This is a genomic window from Paraburkholderia dilworthii, assembly GCF_000472525.1.
Lineage (GTDB): Bacteria > Pseudomonadota > Gammaproteobacteria > Burkholderiales > Burkholderiaceae > Paraburkholderia > Paraburkholderia dilworthii.
This window is the reverse complement of record NZ_AWZT01000099.1, coordinates 1-6619: the sequence shown is the minus strand read 5'-3', so window position 1 is coordinate 6619 and position 6619 is coordinate 1. Positions and strand designations below refer to the sequence as shown.

The following is a 6619-nucleotide window of genomic DNA, read 5'->3' as shown; positions in this document are numbered from 1 at the left end:
GCGTCGTTCGTGGCGTTGGAGTCTTTTTCATCGAGTGGCCAAAGCGTTTTCCTGAGCCTCGAATTTTACCTCTCCCGCGTTAATGCGACAGAGCCCGCGGTCGAGGCCGAGACGCGACGCCGCCCGTCTGCAGACTATCTTCGCGCAACGGAGATCGACGGTCCCTTCAGAATCGCCCAGCAATAGCGCACCGCAACGGCGCCATTGTCGCGCGCCGTCTGCTGTTGCTTTTGCACTGCCCGCCCCCTTCCACCATCCCAACCGTGTCGGCAGGACCCTCATGAGTCGTCTGAGCGCTTGCCGCGCCTCGTGCAGCATCCGATGCGCAGTTGACAGCAACACGTCAACTCTTCGCCTGCTTCGTCTTGTCAATGACGACCTCGACGGCAGACGCAAGCGCGTAGCGAGGCACATCTAGGTTTTTGCGGAGCAGACTGTTTCCGAACACGCGGCCGCGGGGTATTTCCGCAATCTGCTAGGCGCGAAGCGCGCCGACTTGGAGAAAGTGTTGCGCTGATCACGGAGAGCCACGGCATATTCGATGATCTTCCCGCAATTGCCTGTTCTACTCCGCACGGCACTGACGCTCGGCACTTGCGCGACATGCAGCGCTCGACCCGCCATGCGACGCGAAAAAGCCGCACCAATGCCCGACCGGAATCGCCCGGGCGGGACCGCAGCTTGCGGAGACAGCTATGCCCGCACCTAACACAAAGGAGGAACGGCCATGTCGACAACGCCTAACGAAGGGCAGAATCCGATCCGCCCCGATCAGTCTGACGTCGTGCAATCTGATCTGCCCGATGTCGGTCCGTCAAAAGACCCGGACGCCTCGTCACTCGATCCTGACCTCGACCCCGATCCGGAGGACGATAAGCCATAAGGCGGGGACCGTTCACCGAAAGCATTGCCAGGTGAGTTGCGAGAACTGATCGTCCTGACAATGTACTGGTATGTGGCTAAACCGCCGCCGCGATCTGCAACCCCGTGACCGGAGCAGAAACGCGGCAACGGCCGAGTGCATCCGCGGCGACGGTCAGCAACGTGCCGACGCGACGGCCACTATGCGCCCATTAAGTATCCGGTCGGCACGCACCGGAGGGGGACGGTATCGGCGGCTGGACGCACCTCGGCCGAAAAAGCTGACCGGCAGCGGCAGTATGCTCGACTCTATGCGGACAGGGTGCTTTGACAAAGGAGCAGATCTCGCAGAAATCGGTGTCCTTCGCGAGCTTGTCGGAGTGCCCCGGCTGCACGACTGTCCTAAACCATCCGCATGCTCCATCGTAATGCTTGCGGGCAGATCAGGAAAACTACGGTCGCCCGTTCCAGCAATCACGACCTACCCGAGTGCCGTAGGTATTTGATAAACAGCACTACTGCGGGCGGAACGTGCACGGCGGTGAAGCCGGCAGCGAACTTAACCCATGGCGCGGTGCTGACGGTCGGAACCCGAGCACAGACAAAGCCGAAACCACACCCCACTAGCACCACAGCGACTTGGGCCACAACGCGATTCGCATTGCCCTTTGTAAATTTTGGAATCTCATAATGCACGTAGCAGACAATAAAGACGGCGAGCAGTCCGCCGACGAACGAAAGTCCCATAACCATTGTTGTTCCTCGCCTGACAGTGCTCACATTTCAGGTCGCCAGTCGCTAGCTTCAACCATCGCAGCCTCGGCGTTCAAGCTTTGCGCAAAGCTCTGCGCGCCATCCATAAGTTGCCCAAAGCAAACAGCGTGGTGATCTGCGCGGTGTTCTTCATCAAACCACGATAGCGGGTCTTCAGGTAACCGAACTGCCGCTTGAGGATGCGAAACGGGTGTTCGACCTTGGCCCGATTACCCGCCTTCAGGCGTTCGATCTGATCGTAGATCGCGTCCAACGAATCGCTCAGATCGCGCGTGCCGGAGCCATTCTTTGTCGAACCGGGCGCGGCAATCAGGGTGGCATCGACTGCCGACCCAGGCTTAAGCATCAGGCCTTTCTCCGTCAGGATTTCATTGACCAGCGCCAGCATTTGCGCCCGCGGAACCGGAAAATCCTGCTTTCATCCGGCAAGCGAACGTCCCGCCGTCGAGACCCGCGAACTCTCGATAAAGCGGCACGTCATAGAGTGCCTCTTCCATAGCAGGCTCTGATAGACCAAACCATTGTTGCATGAAGTGAATCTGCAGCATCGTTGCAATCGGGAACGGCGGCCGACCGGTTTTTGCCCGTGGGATAGTGCGGCTCGATTAGCGCAATCAGCTTCAACCAAGGCACAACGCGTCGCATCTCATCGAGAAATTCCCGCTTGCGCGTGCGCTTCGTTGACAGATCCAGACCAAGACCAGGTTGCGTCATCACGTTGCCCCTCACTTAATTCGCTATGTTTCCAGATAGCTCAGCAACAACGCAATGCCAGGACTTTTGCAGATCTTCCTTAACTGACCCGCTGGGCGGCACGGCATTTGCTGCCGGTAGACTGGATGCCGCGCCGTCGACACTTCCAACAGGTTACTTACGCAATATTCCATCATCGAGGAGGCAAGATGCCAGATACGCGTGACCATGCGCCCGACGTATGTGAAGAGCGCCTGCGCACGCGGAGTGGGTCTGACCGTAATAATCTTTGTCCTTCGTACCCTGCGCGTCACGCGCGACGCAGCGGACAGACCGTCTCGCAGTCGTGCAATTCGCTCGAAGACTTTGTGCAGGCCGCGCGCTTCAATCCAGAATTCGATCCGAACGACCTCGCGTCACTTGGCGCCACACTGCGCGAGATGGTCATGCTTGGCTACGACCGAGCGCCTGTATTGCCGCTTCCAGGCCATGGGCAAACATTGAAGCGTTGGCGCGCCCTGGCCGCAGTCGCCGCGTGCGACCTCGGTCTCGTCAAACTGTTCGAGGCACATACTGACGCGCTCGCCATCCTGGCCGAACTGCAGGGCCCTTCACCGACAGCGGGCAGTTGCTGGGGCGTCTGGGCCGCCGAGCCGCCCGGCGCACCGGTGCAAGCCAGCCGCGTCGGAACAGAAAGCGACAGCGGCCAGCTTCAGCTCAGCGGCACCAAAGCGTGGTGTTCGGGTGCGCCAGTCGTGAGTCACGCGTTACTCACCTCATGGCTCGACGACCAGCCGGTGCTGGTCGCGATAACGATGAACCAGCCCGGCATTTCTATTGACACGTCCAAGTGGCAGGCGGTCGGCATGCAGGTGACTGCGAGCGCTGACGTCACATTCGACCGCACACCTGCGACCCTAGTAGGGGCGGCCCATGCGTATGTGCGGCGCGCCGGCTTCTGGCACGGCGGCGCTGGCGTTGCCGCTTGCTGGTACGGCGCGGCCGCTGAAATCGGCCGGGCGCTGCGCAACGCGTGTTCGCAGCGTGCCGACGCTCATCGCCTCGCTCATCTTGGCGCCGTCGATGTCTCGTTGCAATCGGCTGCCGCGGTGTTGCGCGAAACCGCCACCTACATTGACACGAACCCGCAGGCGAACGCGCAGCGTCAAGCGTTGCGCGCGCGGCTGGCAGTCGAAGAGGCGGCGGGTGCCGTGATGGTTCACGCGACGCGCGCACTGGGTGCGGGGCCATTGTGCCGCGATGCGCGCTTTGCCCGGGCATTGGCCGATCTGCCCGTCTTTGTTCGCCAGAGCCACGCCGAGCGCGATCTTGCCGCGCTCGGCGAGTTGCTCGTCGCGCCCGCGTCAGCCGAGACACGCGCCCGGGTAAGCGCGCCGTGGCTACTCTGACCGCAAACCGGAGGGCCGCTGGCATGAACTCGATGGCGACGTATTTCGATGAACTGTACAAGCAGAGCGACGATCCGTGGAAGCTGCGCAAAGGCTGGTATGAGCGCCGCAAGCGCGCGCTGACACTGGCTATGTTGCCGCGTGAGCGGTACCGGAACGCATTCGAGCCGGGTTGCGCGAACGGGGAACTGACCGTCGAACTGGCGAGCCGCTGCGACACGCTGCTCGCTGCTGATCTGCATGAGCGCGCAGTCCTGCTCACACGTGAGCGCCTGGCCCGCCCTGCGCACGCGAGTCTCGCCGATCACACGGCGAACGGCACTGTAACCGGCGCGACCGCGCCCCAGGTGCGCGTCGAACAGCGCTGGGTCCCGGCTGACTGGCCGACCGAGGTAGAGCCGTTCGATCTGATCCTGATCAGCGAATTTGCTTATTATCTCGATGCGCCCGATCTTGAAGCCCTCGCCGTGCGAATCGCCGCGTCGCTGACGACCGATGCCACGTTGCTCGCCTGTCACTGGCGACGCCCGTTTAGCGAAGCGCGGCATTCCGCCGAGGCAGCACACGAGATACTTGATGCTCGCTGCGGCCTTGCGCGTGTAGCGCATCACAAGGAATCCGGCCTGTTGATCGACGTCTGGTCGCGGGATCCGCTTTCGATCGCGCAACGCGAGGGGCTCGAATGATAGGCGTCGTCGTTCCGGCACATAACGAAGAGGCGTTTCTGCCACGTTCCCTCGGAGCAATGCTCGAAGCGTCGCGCCAGGAAGCACTGGCCGGAGAGCCGGTGCGCATTGTGGTCGTGCTCGACGCATGCACGGACGGTTCTGCCGCGATCGCACGGGCTCACGGTATCGATACGCTGGCCGTAAAAGCCCGCAACGTTGGCCGCGCCCGCGCCGCGGGCGCGCATCTGTTGCTGGCGGCGGGCGCCCGCTGGCTTGCATTCACCGATGCCGACAGCCACGTGTCGCCGGGCTGGCTGGTCGCACAACTGGCGCAGGAGGCCGACGCCGTCTGCGGCTCAATCATGGTCGATGACTGGAGCGAGCATCCGCATAGCGTGCGCGAGTATTTCCGTAAAACCTACGTCGATGCCGACGGTCATCGCCACGTGCATGGCGCGAACCTCGGTGTGTCCGCCGATGCTTACCGACGCGCCGGCGGGTTTCCCCCGCTCAAATGCAGAGAGGATGTCGCACTAGTTGACAGGCTGATCGCGAGCGGTGCACGCATCGCGTGGAGCGCCGCGCCGCGGGTGACCACCAGCGCGCGCACGTCGGCGCGTGCAAGCGGCGGCTTCGCCGACACCCTGGTGGCATGGGCCGCCGGATAAAAGCGCCAAGAAACGTTTGTCCGCCTCTCTGATATGACTCCCGGTGTCAATCGGGATGGGTTTTGAACTTGCATTCACTGTCATTTCCCAAATTCCTTGGGGGCGGCGTAGCAGTAACTCTCGACGGTGGATCACGCTGATATTCGCGGGTTGGGTACCGCATTACAGTGGTCCGTCTCATGAGCCTGCCGCTGACTTGCTTCGCAAGCCGACCTGATGTCGTTGCTAAAAGAGGACGCGGGTTGCTCGAATACCAGGCTGCGCCGCCCCCCGGGAACTCTTCCGTTGCTATACAGGTTCCATGCTTCGCAGATGTCAGACTGGGTGAACGTCCTGCGGTCGTGCCATAGCCATGCCCAGCCGGCCAATATCCCAGATAAAAGCAGCCAGTTCGCGGGCGACCGCAACGATGGCAACGTGGGCAATCTTTCCTTTGGCCACCAGCTTTCGGTATCGCCGGCACAGCCGTAGTTGCGCGTCCCAGGCCCGATCAATTATCGCCTTGGAATGCCTTCATGACGGCGCTGGATATCGATGCTCACACGCGCTGGATGCCGGTAGCTCCACGCGGATTCGACCAGCAGCTTTCTCGCGTAACTGTTTCCCGTCTTTGTGATGCTGTCTTGTCGCCGTTTGCCTCCTGACGAATGTTCTGACGGCGTCACACCAAGCCACGCCATCAGCTGACGCGGTGCTCGAAGCGCGATAGATCGCCCAGTTCAGACACAAGGCCAACAGCCGACGTGAAGTTGATGCCCCGCATCGTTTGCAGAGCGAGCACAGCGGGATAGAAACGCCAGTCTGCAACCCCTTCATGCAGCGCGGTTTCCAACCGTTCACACTGCGCCAGGCGATCCTCGATCGTGCGTCGGTGTTCATTGAATGCCAGCTGTTGCCAGCCGCTGTCAAACGAGAATGTGCTCAACCAGCGTCGGTGGGCTGGCCCCCAGTCCGCACGACCAATATAATTCACACCATGCTGAAGCAGGAACGATTTCAGCCTGCATCGCGCCTGCTTCAGATCTTCTCTCGCCGATGACCAGGCACGGGCCAGATCGCGAAACGCTTCATCTTCCACCGTTGGCACATGCACGGCGGACAGGTCGCCGGCCCGCAGGGAACGTACCAGCTTGATGGCGTCGCGCCGACCTGTTTTAACGCGCTCTCCAGGTTTTCGTGGGATGAGCGATGGTGCGCACACCATACATTCGAAGCCCTTATCGACCAGCCGACGATACAGGGTTCCGTCGCAGTAAGGTGAGCGGGTCAAGCAAAGGCGATATGTCAAGGATCGCTTATGAAACCAACGAGTAAAATTGCTGGGCGGCAGACCACGAAGTTTTTTTCCGAACATTTCACCTGCCCTTTCTTAACCATGTGCATCAATTCGATGCCACTCAGAATGACGCGCGCGCAGTTGAAATCCTTAAATCCGAGCATCTGTCGGGTTTGGCGTTTGATGGCCCGATGGTCCTGCTCCACGATGTTGTTCAAGTACTTGATCTGACGAACCCTGATGGGCATCTCGCGCTCGGCATTCACCGCG

General features: G+C 61.1%; 5 protein-coding genes and 3 pseudogenes. 5 read left to right on the top strand and 3 right to left on the bottom strand.

What is annotated here, in order from left to right:
* Together F759_RS43835 and F759_RS43560 are read left to right on the top strand one after the other, a co-directional pair.
* On the top strand, window positions 1-186 hold a 186-nt coding region (locus tag F759_RS43835), incomplete at its 5' end, for a hypothetical protein (protein WP_027803828.1).
* A 541-nt stretch (window positions 187-727) separates the two neighbouring features.
* Window positions 728-883, top strand: coding sequence for a hypothetical protein (locus tag F759_RS43560; protein ID WP_167334056.1), 156 nt, complete (start codon window positions 728-730; stop codon window positions 881-883).
* 804 nt (window positions 884-1687) lie between these two features.
* Here F759_RS43560 and F759_RS39735 read toward each other — a convergent pair.
* Window positions 1688-2349 (bottom strand): annotated as a pseudogene (locus F759_RS39735) (transposase).
* 188 nt (window positions 2350-2537) lie between these two features.
* On the opposite strand from F759_RS39735, the gene F759_RS39730 reads away from it, so the two are divergent.
* From F759_RS39730 to F759_RS0134770, 3 genes are read left to right on the top strand one after another with little or no spacing between them, the layout of a single operon-like run.
* Window positions 2538-3737, top strand: a complete 1200-nt coding sequence (locus F759_RS39730) for an acyl-CoA dehydrogenase family protein (RefSeq protein ID WP_244438999.1) — start codon at window positions 2538-2540, stop codon at window positions 3735-3737.
* Between the two features lie 23 nt (window positions 3738-3760).
* The gene (locus F759_RS0134775; protein WP_027803826.1) at window positions 3761-4423 is read left to right on the top strand and encodes an SAM-dependent methyltransferase; all 663 of its coding nucleotides are present in this window, start codon (window positions 3761-3763) and stop codon (window positions 4421-4423) included.
* Window positions 4420-5073, top strand: a complete 654-nt coding sequence (locus F759_RS0134770; RefSeq protein WP_027803825.1) for a glycosyltransferase — start codon at window positions 4420-4422, stop codon at window positions 5071-5073. The genes F759_RS0134775 and F759_RS0134770 overlap by 4 nt, the downstream gene beginning before the upstream one ends.
* 315 nt (window positions 5074-5388) lie before the next feature.
* Here F759_RS0134770 and F759_RS39725 read toward each other — a convergent pair.
* Window positions 5389-6325: pseudogene (locus F759_RS39725) on the bottom strand (IS110 family RNA-guided transposase); the annotation flags it as partial.
* Window positions 6326-6368: 43 nt separating this feature from the next.
* Window positions 6369-6619, bottom strand: a pseudogene (locus tag F759_RS40495) (DDE-type integrase/transposase/recombinase); the annotation flags it as partial.